Raw genomic sequence first — 20,949 nt, 5'->3', positions numbered from 1 at the left:
TTTAATACTTGGTTCATTTTTAACATTTTATATTACCACCAAAGTTTTAATTTGACATGGGAAAAAGATAATTCTCCCATGTCAGAATGTTAGTTAGTACTTAATTTAGCCTTTAAAATCTTGCAAATACATTTTGACCTTTAAGAAAAGCTTTTATAACATTAAGGGATGCTTTTATCCTTTGCTGGTTCCTTTTACATATTTACACCCAGAAAAAGCTAACAATGATTTTTTATCTATTAACTAGCATTTGTGTCATGCCCCTAACATTCTCATTTTTTAATATTGCGAAATTATTCACTGATAGATATTTAGTTATTTTCTTACTAGCACTTTGGATTGGAAATATAGGTATATTAATCTCTGAAAGATTGAAACAAAAAATAATCGAATGAAATATACAAATCGCTTCGTCAGTAAGACGAGGCGATTTGTTATTTTTGATATATCATTTTACTTTCTTTTAAAAAATATACTTTACCAGTGACCTCCTAGTTATCATTCGCTAAATACTTCATTAACTAGTGATTTATAGGTATAGAAATAAGTCGGGATTTCCTCTTGGATATTTTCAAACAAGGAGTCAGCAATTCCCTTATAGTACCACCCTTGCTTCTCTTTGCCCCGTTTAAAGTGGCTCCATTTTTCGCCATCATGAGAATTGGTATTTGCTATGCTTTGTAAGTTATCGAGTTTATCTGCAGCAATTAAACATTTCATTTCAAACGCTGCAGTCCGAGTATATTCAATTGTATGCTTTTTCCTTTCTTCCCAAGTCTTCGATTTATCCTCCGTGTTTCCAGCAACAATTTCGGCAATTTCATGACCAAACTCCCTCTGAATATCCTCTATTGATACATTTGTATCCTCAACTGTATCATGTAAATACCCCGCTGCGATTATTTCTTCGGCTAAATTTGCATCAAGTAAAATTTTAGCAACTGCTTCTGGATGTACAAAATAGGGCTCGGTTGATAGTTTTCTCGTTTGTCCATGATGTGCGTTCCTAGCAAATATCCTTGCTTTCTCCACTATATTCATTAACTTACCCCCAAAACGTTTTCAAGTAAGTTATCATATACATATTTATGTTTAAAGTAATTCTTCATTAGTTCTGAGCTCCAATCAGGTTGTCGGACTTCACCAATTGGTCCATAGGTCGATATTCTTTCAGATAAGTTTTTATATCAAGAACTGGTGTTCCAACAATCGCATCCAATGCTTGGACTGTAATCGAATAACCTTCTACTTTTAAGATTTGACAGCGTGTTAAACCAATTCGATTTGGTCTAGCTTTCGGACGTTGTGCAAATATTCCTATTTTGGGCCAATACGTATTGTTTCTAGGGTGACGAGCATGTGTGTCAATTTTTTCGGGATTCATACCATGCATGAAGAAAATAACCTCAAGGTGTGAAAAATCAATTAAACCCATTAATACTTTCTCATTATATTGGCTCAAATCAATTTCAATGTTTGTGATTTTACTCCCCAAAATTCGTCCTTAAATCAATTCTAGTCCTGATATTTCTTTTCCAATTGGCTTCATTGTTACTTGGATCCATTGTAGAACCTCCTATCCTAATAAAGCCTGTTCTTATAGCTATCCTTAAGATGCTCTTGAATGACTTCTTTGGTCATCTCTTCTTTTTTTACATGTGCTGCCAGGATTTCTGGTGCAGTAGGAACCTTTGTTATATCTGGCCATAATTCAGGTTCCCATAGATGTGAGCGTTTAAATGCTTTCGCGCAATGCATGAAGATTTCTTCAACTTCAATTACAATGCCTAATTCTGGAACCTTATGATTGGCTGTCATTTTTGTTAGCCAATTTTGATCTTGTATAATACATGCACGTCCGTTTATTCTTAAGGTCTCTTCCATACCAGGGATAAAAAAGAGTATGCCAACATGTGGATTCGATAAAATATTACTAATTGAATCAATCCTTTTGTTACCCGGTCGTTCTGGAATAATGATATGTTTTTCATCCACTATATAGACAAATCCAGGAGCATCACCCCTAGGAGAAGCATCACATTTTCCATTCATGTTAGAAGTTGATAATACAAGAAATGGACTATGATTAATTAATGTTTTACAATGTTGATCGAGCTCATGAATTACTTTATTCCCTGCAACCTTGCTTGGTTGCCCGAGTTTTTCTCGTAATTCTGCCTCAGAAGTAATGATGTTTTCAAACTTAAAATTAATTGCCGACATTTTGTCATCCCCCTACCTAGCTATATAACAATCATACCAAAATTTACCGATGATTGTTACTTTTTGTACTTCCGAATAGGGGCTTCTTTTGTAACCAAACGTAACAATCAAGTTTACTTTTAAAATATTTTTGTTATTCATTGTATTATCTTGTTCTACATAACGTTTTAATAGGTTATTGACACAGATCATTTCATCACTCAATCGCTAACAGTTGCTTCTTTTTACTTGTAAGAGCTAAAAATTGTTTGTCTAGTTCCTGATAGCGGTCAGAGTCTGGAGTTAATAAACTTAATTCACTAATAACAGCTGTAATCTCCGTATCAAGACGAAGTAATTGTTCCTCTAGCTGTTTTTTTCCCTCATCAGCTGACATGTTTTTCTTAGTTTCATATTGTTCAAGTGACATTTCAATCCGCTTAATTTTGTCATCTTCAATAACTAATAAAGTATCGCATAGTTTATTTAAGAAATAATAATCATGTGAAACAATAAGCATGGCTCCTGTAAACTGACTTAATGTTTCTTCTAGTTGTTCCCGGCTCGGTAAGTCTAAATGATTGGTTGGTTCATCAAGAATTAGAAGATCATGTTCTTGAATGAGCATTTTTGTAAGTTTTACACGAGTTCTTTCTCCAAGGCTTAATGTTTGAATAGGTTGATTTATTTTTTCTTCCTTCATTCCCATGTTCGCAAGAGTTGTTCTTGCATGAAAGATTTCTTCACGATTTGTGAGACCTAAAGAATCTATCACTGATTTATTTAAAGGCATATCTGCAACATCTTGACTTAAATAAGCCATTTTTAACGAACTACTTTTCCAAATATCTCCATCAGATATGGATTCCTTCTCTAAAAGCATTTTGATAAGGGTAGATTTCCCCGAACCATTTGGTCCAACTATTCCAACGCGTTCACCATAATTAATAAAAAAATAGCTATCTTGAAACAAAGTTCGATTCGCAAACTTTTTAGTTAACTGCTTTGCTTCGATCATTCTTTTTCCACGCTTATCACCAGCATTAAATTGGAATTGGACCTTTTTTTCTTCGCTTGGTCGCTCCACTTTATTTTTTTCAAGCTCCATGTTTAATCGTTTCATTTTAGACTTAATGGATCTGTCCATTTTTTTTGCCTTTACACCATGAAATTCTTTAAAGCCTTCTTGTTCTCTCATTGTTCGGTGTGCTTTCCCTGCCCACTGTTTTAATTGGGTAATCTGACCTTCAATGCGTTCTTTATACTTTTGCTGAACATCATATTGATGCAATTGTTCTTCATATCGTTTTTTCTTTTCTATACGATATTCAGTGTAATTTCCGTCGAAAATAGTTAATTTTTTATTAGCTAACTCATATATCTTACTAACTGTCTGATCTAAGAAGTAACGATCATGTGAAATGATGATGACCGTTCCTTTGTATCCTTTTAGCTGGTTGATTAACCACCTTACCCCTTGTAAATCTAAATGGTTAGTTGGTTCATCTAAGATTAAGATATCTGGATTTGAAACCCAAATGTTAGCTAGTGCAATTTTTAACTTTTCTCCTCCACTTAAGTGAGAAAAATGTTCATTTTCCCACGAGTTTACCTTTTTAAGACCAAGCTCACTAGTTATTTCAAGAAATTCTGACGTCATATTATCTTGATGAAAATCACTAACATTGTAATCAACAGATTGTAGTAAATATCCTACTTTAAAAGACTCCTTTCCTGTTTCAATTGTCCCCTTATCAGGTAATGTGATTCCGTAAATTATATTCGCTAACGTAGTTTTACCTGCCCCATTAAATCCAACTAATCCTATTCTTTCTCCTCCTGATATATCAAAGGAAATATTTTTCAACACTTCTTTATCACCATAATTCTTATCTATATTTCTAGCTCTGAGTATCGTCAAATTGTTCACCTCGCGCGTTCTCTCTCGATTGGATGTGTTTGAGTTCGTTATCTTAAACATGAAAAAACCTCCCTAGATTACCTAGAGAGGTTGAAGTAAATGCCAATATACATAACAATATGAACAAATAAGCCTTACTTAATGGATAGGATGAAAATCCATAAAATGGCGTTTGCACTTGCTCTATATAGGATGTATGGAAAAATGGGCAGACTAATCCAATTTCTCTAGGTTTTAATGTATTCATCATTTGAATAAATCTCCTAAGAAAAAATTAGATTAGAACTTCATTGGTCCACAATTCATCCCTTTCATTGTTGATTTGTTAATAAGTATATGCAGATGGTTACAAAGTGTCAACCCTAATGCTGGAAATAATGTATACCTTTGCATTCATCCATTTTCAATTTATCCCGCTCCAACTGGCGCTAAGACCCCCACTTCAAAACTTTAGATGAATAGAGAAGTTTAAGTGGGGGATAAGCGCCAGTAAGAACCCTGAAAAGGAACACAGACTAAAGTCGCCACCTCTTGTGGCAACGTCTGTGTGACCCACAGTGTGGGCCGGGGCTAACAATCAGTGGGGGATGAGGAACACCCCCACTGATTGAAGTTTCACTTTATTTATACTTATTTTTCAAATCGATACCTTGTTGTAGATTTTGTTGCTTAAATGCTTCGAGAACAACTTGTACATTATAACCGATTCTAAAATCATAAATGTCAGCTTTTTCCCCTTTAATTGCAGCGACAACATGATCGAGGAGTCGATTATTCCCCTTATGTTTAATGGGAATTTCCTCAAATGCTTCTCCTGATTTCCCTGCTTTCAATGTTCCCCAATTTTCAATCATAACTGATCCTTCTGTTCCATGAATGGCTAATTCCACACGTTCATTACCAGCCATTTGACTGAGTCCATTAACATGAACTTTTATGTCATTTTCTAATGTGAGTGTGGCAATTACTCCTGATTCACTTGCATTTGGATCTTCTGGATAGTGTACATCCCCTTTTATGTGTAGGATTTGGCCAAAATTCTTTAGTATGAACTGAATCCAGTGTGCACCAACTTCTAACATGAATCCACCTTGTTCCCGTTTGCCGACCCAGCTGTTTTTTTGCCAAGACCTAGGCCACTTTGGAAAGTGAAGGGTTAAGTCAATTCGTCTATATTTCCCGATATACCCATCTTCAAGTAGCTCCATCATTTTATACATGGCACCTTGATAATTTAGTGGGAAATTCATCATGTGGAGCACGTTTTCTCTTTCAACTGCTTCTAACATCCGACCCGCTTCTTCAAGTGAATTGGCTAATGGTTTTTCACAGAGAATATGTTTTTGTACAGCATCAAGAACAATCCTCTCATGAAATTTTGGTGGAACAGCAATATAAATCAACTGGATTTCTTCGTTATTTAGTAGAACATGGTAGTCTGTTGTATAGTTAGTTACTTGTAGTTCTTCGGCCACTTGTTTAGTTAAACTTTCGCTGGAATCACAGACTGCTGTTATTTCTATTGTGTCTGAATGCGAGTGTATAATTGTTTGAATGAGTCTTTGTCCCATCGCACCCAGTCCGATTATCCCTAGTTTTACCTTGGACATTTTCATTCTCCTTTTCTAATGATTTACTTATGAGTATATTCCATTTATGTCCCTTAGCAAATATTAAGCTTGTCCTAACTTTATGAAAAAAGAGAAAATACTCAATGGATATTTTCCATTAAAGCATTCTCTCCCTTTCCTAAACATCAATATAAAATCCGTAGTCAGGATGAATATAGATAAGTTCAAAATCTGGATTATTCATCATATTTGTGTACAAATCCTCTGGTGCAAACCAAAGGTGATCATTTGTAAATTCATAACTTGCCCCATAATAGTAGCTAAGCCAAACCAATTTGGAGCAATATATATAGGTCCATTCATCTTGTAAAGGTGTTTGGATGGTGAAATAAAAAATAGGCTTTGCAATCCCTTTTTCTACATTTTTCTCGAAATTTTTCAAATAAGACTCTGCGTATTGGGCAGCATCTTGCCCCATCTTCTCTGACTTAGGTCTAAAGTGAGCATGGTTTGGATGATTCATTAAAAACTCTTCAATCGGTACTTTTCTAACAATGGGATCTGACATGACTGAGTCGATAATGTGTTTATCATCAACGACAAGTGCAGCATGACCCATATATCCTTGAGGTAAACCATTCATATTATCAGACCCTACTAATATATCTCCAGCTTTATACGTTACATTGTTTCTAGAGATATTCTTATTTATTCTTGGATAAACAACATGTGTTTCTTCGATTGGATACCAATTACCATATTGAAGAGTGAATGCTCTAATTGTTATTATAGAAGGTTTTGGATTAACTTTACCTAACAAAAATACGATTTGTTGCATAGTGGAAACCTGTCCTATACACTTATTACCAAGATATATGGTGATATTTGCAAGGGTCGCATTGGATTTCTTTGTAATCGTTAATTGATTCTGAATACATACTAGAAAAAAATGTTTGTACAATATAGCCTCCCCTTTACTAGAGAATACGAAGCTATGTATATACTATTCTAGATAAAGCAATAAAAGAACAAAAAGGGTAGAACTTTGTTTGATATTGCCTGTGCATTTTTACTAATTTTCGTAAATTTTTGTAAAAAGGGCTTTTGTCTAGTCCGCATATTCATCATTCACATACGCTACACTGTACACGTTATTAACAGCAAGTTAAGTTTGCTTGAGTATAAAAAATGTAGTGAAAGAATGAAGGAGGCAATCATCAAATGTATATAAATCAACCGTTGGTGGATCAGAGATTTGGTTATCCTGGACCCGGAGTTGGTGGCTATGGGCCAGGAGCCGGTTACGGAGGATATGGATACCCAGGAACAGGTGTAGGACCTTATGGAGGGTATGGATACCCAGGACCTGGCTATGGACCATTTCCTGGATACGGGTACCCAGGAGGCTATGGAGCAGGTCCACTAGGAAGCCCTCTAGGTGCAGGGCTATTAGGCTTGGGTCTTGGATTTTTAGGAGGGGAACTATTAGAAGGTCCACACCGTCCTCCCCATCACCATCATAAAAGATTTTACTAGAGATTTACCCACAGTCATATTTAAGACTGTGGGTTCTCGTTATGTTTTAACCAAGTGCTTAAATGAACAGGACCTAATTGAGGTATAGGCTCACCTTCAAGTAATGTTATATATTCGAGCGAGTTCCCATCAGGATCATAAAAATAATAGGAAGCTGCCGGCATCCAACTGTGAACAATTGGTTCAGTAGGCTTTAATCCAAATGATGGGCGTAATGTAATACCTTTCTCTTTGAGATAGTTTGGTATGTTTAATAATTCCTCATATGTTGCAGAAAAAGCAAAATGACTTTTTGTAAACTCCTCTTTTCTTACTTCCCAAACCCCAAGCATCTGTTCTCTTGAACCTTCTTCTCCCAAGTAAAAAAAAGCGACTCTTCTATCTTCGATTATAAAAGCTATCCGTAGTCCCAGGCTTTCATAAAAATTAATAGCTGTCTCTAAATTTTTTGTATGAACATGAGTTTCATAAATTTTTGCATTCTTCATAATCTTTTCTCCTTTCTACTATCTATCTTTATCTTAAAGCAATATCGTTTGATTCCATTCGGTCCTAGTCTTGATTTTTGTCTCATCCTTTAGTCTTAAAGGGAATGTTTCGAAAAACCTAGGCTAAATATGTATAATATAATAATGAAGAAATCTAATCTAATTATCTATGTTAAGTGGGGGATGTAAAGATGAAAATTGATAATGTCAATGATACGATTCAATTAATTAAAGAACTAGTATCGATTCCTAGTCCATCAGGAAACACAAAAGAAGTAATTACATACGTAGAAAAGTACTTACGTGAATTAAATGTTGAAACTAAGAGAAACCGAAAAGGTGGTTTAATTGCTACACTTCCAGGTGCAGATCAAAGTCAACATAGGATGCTAACTGCTCACGTTGATACGCTTGGAGCTATGGTCAAAGAAATCAAATCAAGTGGGCGATTAAAGCTAGATTTAATTGGGGGCTTTCGATATAACTCAATTGAAGGTGAATACTGCCAAATTCAGACATCCTCAGGAAAAATTTATTCAGGGACTATTTTAATGCATCAAACATCTGTCCATGTATACAAAGACGCAGGAAAAGCTGAACGTAATCAAGATAACATGGAGGTTAGGATCGATGAGAAGGTCCAAAATGCTGATGATGTTCGTAAGTTAGGAATTGAAGTCGGTGATTTTATTTCATTTGATCCTCGTGTTCAAGTGTTAGACAATGGATTTATTAAGTCACGTCATTTAGATGACAAGGCAAGTGTAGGAATTCTTCTTCAATTAATCAAACAAGTAATAGAAGAGAACCTTGTTCTTCCCTATACTACACATTTCTTAATCTCAAATAATGAGGAAATTGGCTATGGTGGAAACTCAAATATAACGCCGGAAACGGTTGAATATTTAGCAGTTGATATGGGGGCCATGGGTGATGGGCAATCAACGGATGAATATACAGTCTCGATCTGTGTGAAAGATTCAAGCGGTCCATACCATTACGAACTTAGAAAACATTTAACAAAATTAGCTGAAGAAAATGGTGTAGGCTATAAACTGGATATTTATCCTTTTTATGGTTCTGATGCATCAGCAGCGATTCGTTCAGGAAATGACATTATACATGGATTAATAGGACCTGGAATTGATTCCTCCCATGCATTTGAGAGAACACATAAGGAATCGATCGAAAACACAGCAAAGCTTCTATATCATTACATTCAATCAAAAATGGTATACTAATTAGAAAACCAGTTGATTCCGGAAAATCAACTGGTTTTTTCTAGGAATTAACGTGCCCTAGTATACTGTTCGTAGCTGAGATAGCAATAATTACACAAGCCCACATATGTTTGTATGCCGTTACCATATCTTCACAAGTGAAAGTGATTTTTTTTGGACCAATTAATGTAACGGATGGAATAGTAGTAGTCATGAGTGCTTGACTTGGTGCTTTAAATTCAAGTTCAAATGTAACGGGTCCATCTACTTTATATGGCGTAAATTCATGGATTCTTTTTACTGCAACTTCTGATCTTTCTCTAATTAATGAATGGGCTTTGTCAGGGTGTATTAATTCTGCAGAGAACCGGTCAATTCCTCTTTTTACAACAGCTACCTCAACCTGAGGAAGTGTTTCCATTACTTCTGCTACATAAGCGTCGTCACCTGAAATGAAGATGGCAGGTACATTAAAGTCACCAGCTACCATTGTATTCATTTCCGTTTCACCGACTACTTTACCATTAATTTTCATTTCATTTACACAAATACCAGCAAGAGTATGACTTATACTAGTTCTCAGAGACCCCCCTTCACGACCATGGTGCCCTACAAACATGATTGCATCAAAACTGTCATCCAGTCCCTCCAGTTGACACATGACTCGGTTACTACCCTGTATAAGACGGACTCTTGGATCAAGTTCCTCTAATAAAATATTTGACATGTTCCCATGACCATCTGCTACCACAATTTCAGTAGCACCCCCATTAAAAGCTCCCTCTATTGCCGCATTGACATCCATTGTCATAAATCTTCGAAATCTTTGATACTCACTATTCACCTTTATTTGTTGACTCGTTGCTACTCCTGTTACACCCTCTATATCAGCTGATATAAAAATTTTCAAAATGATCTCTCCCATTTATTAAGATGATTAGAAAAAGGTAAATTTTCCACTAATTAGAGAATCTTCTATTTTTGTTCGTTACATTCCTTCTTAAAAAAATATTTACAATATTTATCCATTTCATTATAATAATGATTAATCAATCAATCATTACTAACGGGGTGATAAATTGCCGCTTTCAGAAAATCAACTTGCTAAAATGAAGCAAAAACGTGATAAGGTTCTAGAGCAAGCTATTCTTCTTTTCTCAGAACAAGGTTATAATGACACAACCATTGCCAAGGTCGCCAAGGCATCAGGTGTAAGCTTTGGTAGTGTCTTCACTTATTTTCCTACAAAAGAAGAGCTATTTCATTGTGCTGTCATTGATCCATTGAGTGAAATATCCAAAAGTTTATTAGATTTTGATCCTGATACAAATACCCCTCTTTTAGAACTAGAAAGAATGATCAAACATCATATTAAGATTTTTTCTAACTTAGGGATTTACTTAAGATTGGTCGTCCAGGTGATAGGACAGAATAACCGGTTTCAAGATCAGTTTAAAGAGCTTGATGAATTTCACATGCAATTTCGAGAAAAAATAGTGAAGCTTGTGATAAATGGACAAAAGAATGGACAGCTTCATGAATATAAGCCAATATTCGCTGCAACTGCTTATACTAGTCTTTTGATGGGACTTCGTTTAAATCATACTGATTCACCTGACAAAGAATTATGGGAGCAATTTGTACCTTATGCCCTGCAATTATTTAGACCGAAACAAAAATAGTGTTCGGTCTTACTTGTACAACAAAAATGATTGATTAATCAATCAATAGGAATGAGGAATCTTTATGACGATATTTTCGTTTAATAAAACCATACAAATTCGGCTTGGTCTTCAGTTTTTAACGATGATGGCAAGTATGTCTGTGACTCCCTACCTAATTGTCTATTTTTCTAGTAAGTTAGGCACTGTTGTCACCGGATTTATGTTTTTAGGTGTTATGACAGCAAGTGTTATAGGGACATTTGCCGGTGGTTACTTGTCTGATCGTAATGGGAGAAAAAAAGTAATTATATGGGCAGAATTGTTTGTGTTTGTTTGTTTTTTATTTGTAGCCTTTGTCAATTCACCATGGGTAAGTCTTCCATATATAACCTTTCTATTGTTTGTAATTATTCATTTTTTTACGGGGATGGCTGGCCCTGCCTATCAAGCACTAATTATAGATGAAAGTAACCCGATTAACAGAAGATCTATCTATACCTTTTCCTATTGGTTAAACAATTTAGCTGTAGCAACTGGTGGGATAATTGGTGCTTTTTTATTTATGAACTATCATTTTATTCTTTTCCTTGTCGTTAGCTTTATTACGTTTCTATCTCTACTAATTACAGTCTTTTTTATCAAAGAATCATATGTACCACTGAATGTAGAGAAATTGACGGGTTTAAACGGTTATCCTAGTATGACCAAAAGTAAATTAACACCTTTATTCAACATGTATAAAGACGTCTTAACGAACAAGGAATTTGCAGCTCTTGCATTTGCCAATCTCCTTATTGTATCTGTTGAAGAACAATTAACTAATTTTATTGGTATACGCTTATCAAAAGAGCTTTCAGACCCTGTTCCACTCTTTCCTATTCTTTCACTTGAAGTGGATGGTATCAATCTTCTTGGTATATTAAAGACTGAAAATACGGTACTCGTTGTATGTTTAACAATTGTCGTATCAGTCCTATTAAAGAAGTGGAAGGATCGGTCGGTATTACTGTCAGGTATCGTCCTATACTTTCTTGGGTTTACTATTATTAGTTTTCACCAAGTCCCATTTATTTTATTGATTGCAATGGCAATTGCAACGATTGGTGAATTAATGCACATACCAGTTAAACAGACATTACTAGCAAATATGGTGCCTGACCATGCGAGAAGTTCATATATGGCTGTTTTTGGGCAAATGACCATTCTAGGTGCTACTTCAGCAGGATTTTTTATCATTATTAGCAGTATCCTTCCACCCTTTGTTATATCCTTTTTATTTGTCTTGATGGGAACTGTTACATTACGAATATTTTATAAATTAACTTCTAGCAAAGAAACAAACCAAAACCATTCATTGGCTCTAGACTAACCTTTAAGACGTAAAAAGACGCATATCAAATCCATGCGTCTTTTTACACTTTCTTAAAGGCTGTTTTCGTAAACTTTGTTGTTTTTTAATAAATAAACAGTGTATGTTAAAATATATATAATAATAATATATATTACTATCAATGAAACTTATCAGTTATTAAAATCGTATAAATAATGGTTGTATTTTATGATAGACTCTTAAAAACAGAAAGGAGATGTAATGTATGAAAAATGTTACTCTATTCGGAAAGATAAACTTTGGATTAGGAATTATCTTCTTTATACTTGGCATATTCTTGTTTGTTCAAAAATTCAAAGAAGTATTTGTCTTTGAGGAGCAATATCTATCATTATCATTTGTTTGTCTTGGAATTGCATTATTTTTTGCCTCATATCTTACAACAAAGGATAAGGTAGATAAGGAATAAACATTCATAAATTGATCTCTTATTTGAGATCCTTTATTATGCACCTTTTAGCAATTCAACGGTTGTATTATTTGATTTTTGACAGGCTGAAATAAGCATTTGCTCTACACGTTTATCAAATGCTAAATCCTTGCCTAATTCAAGCCAACGGAACCAGTAGAGGTAGTTATCCAAATATTTGGTTGCCACCCCTTGGAAACGTTCTATCCAACTCTTTAAACGGCTATGGGAATTATTAACGTGTTGAATGTGGTAGATACCCTTTTTCACACGTTGTTTCTGTCGTTCGTTGACTGTTTCGTGAAGCAAACCTTTTAGTTTGGAAAACTTCTTATAATTAGTTGCTGTGTCAGTACATATCAAAGCAGAAGGATGAATAAATTTACCTATAACATTGTCAATTTCTTCGGCTCTAACACGACCTGTTCCTGCTTTACGAGCAATCATATTTCCATTGCGGTCTTGTGCTACTATAACAGCAATTTTGAGGTTAGAAATACCTCTCTTCTTGTCTTTCTCACCACGTTTCTTAGATTTCCTATGGGTGATTTCTCTACCTTTCATAGACTCACGAAAGAACGTTTCATCGCTCTCAACAATGCCCTGAAGTTGATTGAAGCCAATACTTCCTAATGCGTTCAAGATTTTATGTCTCCAATAAAATGCAGTGGAGATGTGTATTTTAAGTCGTTTAGCGATTTTTGGTAGCGTATTGCCTTCTACCATTAGTTCAATGTATTTTACCCATTTTTCAGGGTATCGTGAGCCTGAAAATGGTGTATTGGTCATATCATTGAATGTTTTGTTGCAATCTTTACATAAGTAGCGTTGTCGTGAACGATATTTGCCATTGCGTTTAACGGATGTACTTCCACAGTGAACACAAGCCATACCTGAAGCAAATCGTGCTTCACGAATGGTTCTGAGTAGTTTTGTGATTTTATCTGGTTCTTCTGGAAATCAATCTTGTTTCACCGCTTCGAATAGTGCTATTTGTTCTGATTTTGTTAAATCGCTGAAATCCTCATATACATCTTTCCACATACTTGAACGCCTCCTTAAACCCCATTATATCAACCTTTATAAAGTTTGATCAAGAAAGCAACAATCTATACGAAAACAGCCTTCTTAAAAAATCTTATTCTATGATTTCATAACTTCTGATCGTCTAAAACAATCATTCTACCTTAGGTTTCATCATTATTGGTTACGACTTTCCATCATATCTTGTCTATATTTCAACGTCATAACGTATACTCCATTTTGATTAATATCTCCGTGATGTAAAATTCAGAGAGGCACACTACTACTCTTTAGTTTCGAACTTATCCTTAAGAAGGATTAAAAGCTCATTTAGTCCTATCTCTGCCATAGATGATAAGCGATACAAATGACCATTAAAATCTAGTAAGCTTGTAACTGGGTTTGGTACAATGACGCAAAATAGACCGGCTTCCTTAGCTGCAATAAGTCCATTTTTAGAATCTTCAAAGGCTACTGCTTCATGACAGAGCACTCCTAAACCTTGAATGGCCTGTAAGTAAAGCTCTGGGTCAGGCTTTACTCTCTTTACATCATCCGATGTTTTTATTACTTCAAAGTACTCTCTTATCTGAAATCTATTTAATAATCCCTCTACCCAAGCTTTACTTGAACTCGATGCAAGTCCAATTTTTAACCCTAGACGTTTAGCCGTTTCTAAGTAATCTATGACACCATCTCGAATGCTCAATTCAATCATTTTGGTTTCGTATAGTTCCCGTGTTTTTTCCTTAATCAAAGAACGATCGAGCTCCCTATCAGCTAGATGTGAGAGTCTTTCAAATAAAAAATCATCGGAAGTTCCAATGCATATGGAGAAATCTTCAATTTTAAAGTCAAATTCATATTCAGACCTCATTACTTCTTGGAATACTTCAAACCAAACTGATTCAGTATCTACTACTAAACCATCAAAATCAAATACAATTGCTTTAATGTTCATTGTTGACATCCCTTCCAACTCTATTTCTATAATGTTTATTTTATCTATTCATCTCTTTGCCCTTTTTACCTTGCTTTGACAGGAAGATGATTGTTAATAATATAAATAGTGTTCCAATCCATTGCATGATACCTAACGAAACTTGTAACCATACAACAGCAATAATCGCTGCTGATAAAGGCTCTGCACATGATAGGATGCTAGTTTCGGATGCGGATAAAAACTGTAAGCTTTCTAAGTAACAATAAAATGGAATGAGTGTCCCAAATATTATGACGAAAAAAATAGCCATAAGTGTCATTGCATTAAGTTCTCCTGAGATATTCCATGGATGGAAAAACAAACTAAATCCTAATCCACCAATAAACATCCCCCACCCTACTACAATCATAGTGCCATAGTTCTTAATTAATGTGTAAGGCTGAAGTGTGTAAAAGGCAAGAGCAACACCAGAAGCAATTCCCCAAAATACACCCCAAATAGATAACGACAATGATGTTAGTTGTCCATTTGTAACGAGGAGAAAGGTTCCAAGGAGTGCCAAAAATATGATGAAAAGTTCCCTTGATGTAGGTACTCTTTTTTCTTTTACAACTATATAAATGGCGATAAATACGGGTCCTAAATATTGAAGGACCGTAGCGGTAGCAGCATTGCTTTCCTCAATGGCAGCAAAGTAAGTGTATTGAACACCTAACATACCTATTAGGCTGAACAATATTAATTGATTTCTAGTTTGATTCATTTTCCATACATGCCAGATTCTTGATTTTTGCTTACGGTAGGCGAGTAAAAGCATCAAAAACCCAGCGATTTGTAGCCGGACAACGACTAGCCACTCTGCCGTAAACCCGTTTAATTGAAATAAATACTGAGCGACAGTCCCGGAGATTCCCCAAAGAGATGCAGCTATTAACACGAGTGTTATTCCTATCATTCGATTATTTACTTGTAGTGGTAGGATAGTATTCATAAAACCTCTTCCTTATACTTTGATTTGATTTGAAGTAAATGGTATTTAATTTATTATAAGACTTTCTTTTATTGCTTAAAATAAATATTTGTACGGAAGAAATAAGAATTGTGTGATATTTTGATTATAAATAAATTTCTACTTTACAAATTGAAAACATATGATATATTAATCAGTGTTATAAATATATAAATCTAATTCTGCATCATGCAGGAGAGGTTCTAGATAATACCCTCTATAAAAAACTAAGGCAGCTATATCCTTAGGATGTAGTTTTTTCTTTTTTAGAGTATTTTTGAACCTCCTTTGTTCTAAAGAAATAAAAAAAGGAGATGACCTCATGAGAATTTTGTTTTATTTAAGTGTCATTGTGTTAGCAAATGTTTTAACTGCGAAGTTTGCTCCCCTACAATTAGGTGTATTTATTATTCCAATGGGATCGTTCTTAATCGGCGCAACATTTATCCTACGTGACTTTGTTCAAAATAAATATGGGAAGAAAAAAACGTACGTATTCATTTGCCTAGCTTTACTTCTTTCTGCACTCTCAAGCTATTCTTTAGGAGATACTTTGTGGATTGTGTTTGCAAGTGCTGTAAGTTTCGCGATTTCAGAAACAACCGATACAGAAATTTATTCTCGATTAAAATTACCGCTGAATATTAGAGTATTATATAGTGGAGCTGTTGGTGGTATTCTTGATTCAGCCATATTTGTTATCATTGGCCTTTCTCCACTCGGTGCTGGATTTATACCTTGGGAATTCGTGTGGATGGCAATATTAGGTCAAGTCATCATTAAAGTGAGTATGCAATTCATTGGGGTTGGTGTTCTTCAGCTTGCGACGCTTAAAAATAGAGAACTTGTACAATAGTTGTTACAAAGCTGATTCTAAATTGAATTAGCTTTTTTTTTAGTTAGGAGTCACCTTTAAAAGAGATTCACCTTATTTGTTTAGATATCACTCATTCCGTCTAATCTAATATAGGGAGGAGATGGAGTAATGTTTAGTTTTCGCGGTGATGCACACAAATTTTTTCTAAAACTAAAAAGATTGAAAAGCTTGAAGCAAGAGATTGACCATATAAAAGAAATGAACGAAATTTCAGAAATCATAAGATTTTATCAAGATTTACCAAACTCTGTTCTAAAAAAAATCAAGTTAAAAATGATAAAGGAAAAACAGGCTAGTGGTTCCATTCCTCTTATCGTGACGACTGTTCCTTGGTTGTTATTTATTTTTTCAAAACCTCTCCTTGAACTATTGTTTGGAGCCTTTAATTTGTGGATTCCTTTTGTGATTATCTATATCATCTTATTATTTTGGGGGATTTACTTACATTTTCATGAAAAGGCTTGGGCAAGTCTACACATTGAAGTTATTGAGGATGTACTACAGGATCGTAAACAGTAAGAAAGCTGCTAACAGATGGTTAGCAGCTTTTGTTTTATTGTGTTATAGCATTTTTAGAGTAGGCTGTTACCGTCCTTGTCACTCCATCTGGGCCTTCTACCTCCCATGTTAAACCTGTTCCCTTAAAGGTTGTTTCAAAAACTTGATTTTGTAATCCAGGTTTAAATTGATTTAACGCCACTTCGTTTTTTAAAACAGTTCCCTTAAACGTACTATTTGATGAACTAATCTCGACGGTATTTAAGTTATGATAACCCCAAACGGCAGTATAAGTACCATCACCATTACTCACCACTTTATTGACTAATGGAAGTAATGCTGAGTATGGTATGGCATTATTTGTGATGGCAGTAGCAATTCTCTTCTCTCCATTAGGTCCTCTTAATTGCCATATTAAGTGATCTCCTTTAAACACAGTTTTAAAGGCAGCATCTTTTGATCCTTTAAAGAAGTTTTTGCTCATTGGTTGTTCATTGTCTGATACAGTTCCTGAGATGAATTTACTTTCTAGTGCATCTACAGATACAGCACTTGAATTTTGGTAGCCCCAATAAGCTGTGTACGTACCGTTTCCGTTGTTATAAACAGCAGTAACTTTTGGTAAAAGGTCTCCATAGTTTTGTGCAACGCTAATGTTTGCTGTAACTGTAGAACTACTACCATTCAGTCCAATGAAGTTCCATCCTAGTGTACCAGTGTTAAACTTGGTATTAAATGCTGCTTCTACAAAACCAGGTAAAAAATTCGTTTTCATTGGTTCGGCTTGATTTAGTACTGAAGTAGTAAATTGACTTGCTTTTGAGTCTACGGTCACATGGTTTTCATTATGGTATCCCCAATAAGCTGTATACGTACCATCGAGATTTTTGTATACTCCTGTTAATAAAGGGTGAATGTTTCGATATGATTTAGCCGAACTTGCTAAAGCGGTTGCACTTCTCTTAATCCCATCTGGTCCAGTTAATTCCCAAGTTAGAGAAGCTCCTGTAAAAACGCTCTTAAATGCTTCCTCTACTCTCCCTTCACGAAACCCTTTTTTTAATGGAGTTAATTGGTTGTAGACATATCCATTTGTAAAGATACTTGTTTTTGCATCAACTTTTACATGGTTGTCATTTTTGTATCCCCAGTATGCTGTAAATGTACCATCCCCATTGTTATAGACATCTTTTACAAATGGCGTTAATGGCTTATTTTGGACAAATGTAGTAAGGTTATCGTTGTTGTCAGTATCCTCTTCGTCATCATCACCATCAATTGTAATCCAATAATTAATGGTCCCATTTTTCCCTGTCACTTTAACAGGATCATAGGCTTCCGTTTTACCATCTTCTTCGACTTCAAACGTTACATCTAGAGTTGCTTGGAATCCACTTGGTTTTCCTGCTTTATAGAGCGTTCCATTATGTCTGTACATGTTGATTTCTTCTTCATCATCATCCTCTTCATAGACGAGGGTCACTTTTGTATCATCACTTAGCTCCCCTCCATCAATATGTAGATGGATGCTTGCTGCGGCTGAAACCTTACCTTGAGGTATAATCAAACTTGCCATTAAAACGAATGCAGTTAACACGTAAAGATTGATAGTAAGAATTTTTTTCATTCCAGTTTCCTCCATTTTTTGATTGGCAGATTGTGATGTGAAACAAATATTCTTTTTCCGCTCCCCTTTCCATCTATTCCCTTAAAAGGTTCGAACAGGAAATGTCTTATAGGGGGGAATTTACGATTCTTTACAAAAAATGGTCCTTATTACATGTATTCAATCTTTTTATCTATCCATGTACCTATTCTTTATGTAAGGGGAAAGAACTTACTAGAAATGCTTAGTTGGCTCAGATTAGAAATAGATTTAGTTTCACAGTACTAAAAAGACGAGAACCTTGTTCTCGTCTTTTTTTTATTTATTAAATTTTAGTTTTGCTAGTGCATCCGCAAGTGCGGTGTTAACCGGTTCGTTATCTTGCTTTTTCAAATAACTCGCTACATCTCTCTTTGATACTTTAGAATGTTGGTCTTTCTTTCTTCTTTCCTGGAAAGTAGAGAGTTTTTCACGATGACCACATTTACAGAAGAATATTTGTCCGTCTCCTTCTCCGCGAAGTTCAAGCTTCTTTTTACAATTCGGACATCGGGCGTTAGTAACTTTGGAAATATTCTTTCTGTGTCCACAATCCCTATCCTGACATACAAGCATTTTTCCCTTCTTTCCATTTACCTCAAGCATTAGCTTCCCACAATCAGGGCATTTTGTACCAGTTAAATTATCGTGCTTAAATCGTGCACCACTGTTTTTAATTTCTTTTATTGCCGTTTTCGTATATTCTTTTATTTCGCGAACAAACATTTCCTTCTTTAATAAACCTTTTGAAATAAGCTCGAGCTTTTGTTCCCATTCAGCTGTCAATGCAGGCGATTTTAGATCCTCTGGTACCAACTCTAGTAGCTGTTTACCTTTATTTGTAATAAAAATTTCTTTCCCTTTTTGTTCTATTAAGAAACTGTTAAACAACTTTTCAATGATATCAGCTCTTGTCGCAACAGTCCCAAGCCCGCCTGTTTTTCCAATCGTTTGAATCAAATCTTTACTTTCCCCAGTCATGAATTTTGCCGGGTTTTCCATAGCTGACAATAAAGTACCCTCATCGAATCGTTTTGGTGGCTTTGTTTCTCCAGTTGTAGACCTCAGGTTTATTATTTCAAACCGGTCTCCCTTTTGAATAACTGGTAAGGCTTGTTCATCATCAGTGTCTTCATCACTTGATTGATTATATACTTCCTTCCAACCTAGTGAAACAACGGTTTTACCCTTTGCATTGAACACTTCTGTACTGATTTTTGCCATTACATTTGTTTGCTCATATTCAAAGGGTGGATACATCATTGCTAAGAAACGCTTAACAATTAAATCATATATCTTTCTTTCTTTTTCACTAAGCTCTCTTATATTTGCCCTTTGTTCGGTTGGAATAATCGCATGATGATCTGAAACCTTACTATTATCAACAAAAGAATAATTTGGACGCATAGTCCTTAATGCTTTCTTAGCAAATTGTGCATAGTCAGGGATCATGCATGCCTCAATACGATCTTTTAATGTATCCACCATATCAGTAGAGATATACCTTGAATCGGTTCGTGGATACGTGACTAACTTATGTTGTTCATATAACTTCTGCATGATTGATAGTGTTTCTTTTGCAGAAAATCCGAACAACCTATGACCGTCTCTTTGTAATTCCGTTAAGTCATAAAGCTGTGGTGAGTAGCTTTTCTTTCGACTCTTTTGGACATCTTCGACGATAGCATTATGATTGTTTAGCCGTTTTACGATGTCTTCAATTCGATTTTTATCAAATGATCGCTTTTCCTTTGTTTTTGAGTCATGCCAGGCTAAGGTAAAGTGTGAAGTTATTGCTAAAATTCCATAATATACTTTCGGCTTAAATTCTTTAATTTCATCTTCCCTTTTTGCAATCATAGCGAGTGTAGGTGTCTGAACACGCCCACATGAGAGCTGGGCATTATATTTAGTTGTTAAGGCTCGTGTTGCATTTATCCCTACAAACCAGTCTGCTTCAGATCGTGCAACGGCTGAAGCATATAAGTTTTCATATTCATTTCCACTTCGTAGCTTCTGGAAGCCCTCCTTTATTGCCCTATCAGTTACAGATGAAATCCAGAGTCTTTTAAGCGGCTTCTTTACCTTCGCTTTATCTAATATCCATCTGGCAACGAGTTCCCCTTCACGACCAGCATCTGTTGCAATAACGACCACAGATACATCATTACGGGAAAGCAGAGTTTTAACTATGTTAAATTGTTTCCCAGTTTGTTTGATCACTGTTAATTTCAATGATGGAGGTAAAATGGGAAGATCCTCTAATTTCCAGGATTTGTATTTATCTTCATATCGTTCTGGGTCTGCCAACGTAACAAGATGCCCTAGAGCCCATGTTACAATATATTGACTTCCTTCAAAATATCCATTCCCTTTTTTATGACATCCTAATACTCTAGCGAGATCTCTGCCGACTGAAGGTTTCTCAGCTAATACTAATTGTTTATTCATCGAAGCATTCCTTTCTATATACAATAAAACGATTTGTGGAATCAATAGAAAAACTAAGCTCTCTTCATCGTAGCTTAGTTTGATTTTACTTATTTTAGAATA

The 20,949-nt window shown here is 35.2% G+C and carries 20 protein-coding genes, 1 pseudogene and 1 riboswitch; of the genes and pseudogenes, 7 read left to right on the top strand and 14 right to left on the bottom strand.

All coding sequences use genetic code 11. The annotated features are described in order from the left end of the window. Nucleotides 1-498: 498 nt before the first annotated feature. The 7 genes from ACFSCX_RS13255 to ACFSCX_RS13225 form a co-directional block, all read right to left on the bottom strand. Nucleotides 499-1,041, bottom strand: coding sequence for an HD domain-containing protein (locus ACFSCX_RS13255; RefSeq protein ID WP_377928724.1), 543 nt, complete (start codon nt 1,039-1,041; stop codon nt 499-501). A gap of 67 nt (nt 1,042-1,108) precedes the next feature. After that, on the bottom strand, nt 1,109-1,495 hold the full coding sequence (locus tag ACFSCX_RS13250; RefSeq protein WP_377928723.1) for a TrmO family methyltransferase domain-containing protein: 387 nt from the start codon (nt 1,493-1,495) through the stop codon (nt 1,109-1,111). 86 nt (nt 1,496-1,581) lie between these two features. Beyond that, entirely contained in the window at nt 1,582-2,223 is a 642-nt protein-coding gene (locus ACFSCX_RS13245; protein ID WP_377928722.1) for a pyridoxamine 5'-phosphate oxidase family protein, read from the bottom strand. A 196-nt stretch (nt 2,224-2,419) separates the two neighbouring features. Next, on the bottom strand, nt 2,420-4,183 hold the full coding sequence (gene abc-f / locus ACFSCX_RS13240) for a ribosomal protection-like ABC-F family protein (RefSeq protein ID WP_377928721.1): 1,764 nt from the start codon (nt 4,181-4,183) through the stop codon (nt 2,420-2,422). Continuing rightward, nucleotides 4,176-4,373, bottom strand: coding sequence for a hypothetical protein (locus ACFSCX_RS13235; protein ID WP_377928720.1), 198 nt, complete (start codon nt 4,371-4,373; stop codon nt 4,176-4,178). Before ACFSCX_RS13235 ends, abc-f begins: the two co-directional genes overlap by 8 nt. Nucleotides 4,374-4,743: 370 nt before the next feature. Then, nucleotides 4,744-5,733: a Gfo/Idh/MocA family protein gene (locus tag ACFSCX_RS13230; RefSeq protein ID WP_377928719.1), complete on the bottom strand. Its 990-nt coding sequence runs from the start codon at nt 5,731-5,733 to the stop codon at nt 4,744-4,746. Nucleotides 5,734-5,872: 139 nt separating this feature from the next. After that, the gene (locus ACFSCX_RS13225; RefSeq protein WP_377928718.1) at nt 5,873-6,655 is read right to left on the bottom strand and encodes a hypothetical protein; all 783 of its coding nucleotides are present in this window, start codon (nt 6,653-6,655) and stop codon (nt 5,873-5,875) included. 260 nt (nt 6,656-6,915) lie between these two features. Here ACFSCX_RS13225 and ACFSCX_RS13220 point away from each other — a divergent pair, with 260 nt between their 5' ends. After that, nucleotides 6,916-7,230: a hypothetical protein gene (locus ACFSCX_RS13220; protein WP_377928717.1), complete on the top strand. Its 315-nt coding sequence runs from the start codon at nt 6,916-6,918 to the stop codon at nt 7,228-7,230. Between the two features lie 20 nt (nt 7,231-7,250). Here the strand turns inward: ACFSCX_RS13220 and ACFSCX_RS13215 are convergent, their stop codons facing one another. Next, nucleotides 7,251-7,718, bottom strand: a complete 468-nt coding sequence (locus ACFSCX_RS13215; protein WP_377928716.1) for a VOC family protein — start codon at nt 7,716-7,718, stop codon at nt 7,251-7,253. 191 nt (nt 7,719-7,909) lie between these two features. On the opposite strand from ACFSCX_RS13215, the gene ACFSCX_RS13210 reads away from it, so the two are divergent. Next, a complete protein-coding gene (locus tag ACFSCX_RS13210) occupies nt 7,910-8,959 on the top strand; it encodes a M42 family metallopeptidase (protein WP_377928715.1) in 1,050 nt (349 codons plus the stop codon). Between the two features lie 40 nt (nt 8,960-8,999). On the opposite strand, the gene ACFSCX_RS13205 is transcribed toward ACFSCX_RS13210, so the two are convergent. After that, the gene (locus ACFSCX_RS13205; RefSeq protein WP_377928714.1) at nt 9,000-9,848 is read right to left on the bottom strand and encodes a M55 family metallopeptidase; all 849 of its coding nucleotides are present in this window, start codon (nt 9,846-9,848) and stop codon (nt 9,000-9,002) included. 169 nt (nt 9,849-10,017) lie between these two features. Here ACFSCX_RS13205 and ACFSCX_RS13200 point away from each other — a divergent pair, with 169 nt between their 5' ends. The 3 genes from ACFSCX_RS13200 (at nt 10,018) to ACFSCX_RS13190 (ending at nt 12,401) form a co-directional block, all read left to right on the top strand. After that, nucleotides 10,018-10,620 (top strand): TetR/AcrR family transcriptional regulator, encoded by a 603-nt coding sequence (locus ACFSCX_RS13200; RefSeq protein ID WP_377928713.1) that lies wholly within the window; start codon nt 10,018-10,020, stop codon nt 10,618-10,620. A gap of 64 nt (nt 10,621-10,684) precedes the next feature. Continuing rightward, nucleotides 10,685-11,971, top strand: a complete 1,287-nt coding sequence (locus tag ACFSCX_RS13195) for an MFS transporter (protein WP_377928712.1) — start codon at nt 10,685-10,687, stop codon at nt 11,969-11,971. Between the two features lie 226 nt (nt 11,972-12,197). Next, nucleotides 12,198-12,401, top strand: coding sequence for a hypothetical protein (locus tag ACFSCX_RS13190; RefSeq protein ID WP_377928711.1), 204 nt, complete (start codon nt 12,198-12,200; stop codon nt 12,399-12,401). Between the two features lie 36 nt (nt 12,402-12,437). Here ACFSCX_RS13190 and ACFSCX_RS13185 read toward each other — a convergent pair. The 3 genes and pseudogenes from ACFSCX_RS13185 to ACFSCX_RS13175 all read right to left on the bottom strand — a co-directional run bounded on the left by ACFSCX_RS13185 (nt 12,438) and on the right by ACFSCX_RS13175 (nt 15,358). Next, a pseudogene (locus ACFSCX_RS13185) lies at nt 12,438-13,445 on the bottom strand (IS1595 family transposase). 262 nt (nt 13,446-13,707) lie between these two features. Continuing rightward, nucleotides 13,708-14,379, bottom strand: a complete 672-nt coding sequence (locus tag ACFSCX_RS13180) for an HAD family hydrolase (protein WP_377928801.1) — start codon at nt 14,377-14,379, stop codon at nt 13,708-13,710. Nucleotides 14,380-14,425: 46 nt separating this feature from the next. Then, nucleotides 14,426-15,358 carry an EamA family transporter gene (locus ACFSCX_RS13175; RefSeq protein ID WP_377928710.1) on the bottom strand — a complete coding sequence of 311 codons (933 nt, stop codon included), beginning with the start codon at nt 15,356-15,358 and terminating at the stop codon, nt 14,426-14,428. 209 nt (nt 15,359-15,567) lie between these two features. After that, a riboswitch (PreQ1 riboswitch) is annotated at nt 15,568-15,613 on the top strand. 85 nt (nt 15,614-15,698) lie between these two features. Here ACFSCX_RS13175 and ACFSCX_RS13170 point away from each other — a divergent pair. Together ACFSCX_RS13170 and ACFSCX_RS13165 are read left to right on the top strand one after the other, a co-directional pair. Further along, on the top strand, nt 15,699-16,232 hold the full coding sequence (locus ACFSCX_RS13170; protein ID WP_377928709.1) for a VUT family protein: 534 nt from the start codon (nt 15,699-15,701) through the stop codon (nt 16,230-16,232). Nucleotides 16,233-16,361: 129 nt separating this feature from the next. Continuing rightward, complete coding sequence (locus ACFSCX_RS13165; RefSeq protein ID WP_377928708.1) at nt 16,362-16,772, top strand: hypothetical protein; 411 nt, start codon at nt 16,362-16,364, stop codon at nt 16,770-16,772. 34 nt (nt 16,773-16,806) lie between these two features. Here the strand turns inward: ACFSCX_RS13165 and ACFSCX_RS13160 are convergent, their stop codons facing one another. Together ACFSCX_RS13160 and ACFSCX_RS13155 are read right to left on the bottom strand one after the other, a co-directional pair. Further along, the gene (locus ACFSCX_RS13160) at nt 16,807-18,378 is read right to left on the bottom strand and encodes a hypothetical protein (RefSeq protein ID WP_377928707.1); all 1,572 of its coding nucleotides are present in this window, start codon (nt 18,376-18,378) and stop codon (nt 16,807-16,809) included. A 297-nt stretch (nt 18,379-18,675) separates the two neighbouring features. After that, on the bottom strand, nt 18,676-20,847 hold the full coding sequence (locus tag ACFSCX_RS13155) for a DNA topoisomerase III (protein ID WP_377928706.1): 2,172 nt from the start codon (nt 20,845-20,847) through the stop codon (nt 18,676-18,678). Between the last annotated feature and the right edge of the window lie 102 nt (nt 20,848-20,949).

It is taken from the genome of Bacillus salitolerans (genome assembly GCF_042680805.1).
Lineage (GTDB): Bacteria > Bacillota > Bacilli > Bacillales > SA4 > Bacillus_CJ > Bacillus_CJ salitolerans.
This window is presented reverse-complemented; position numbering and strand designations above follow the sequence as displayed.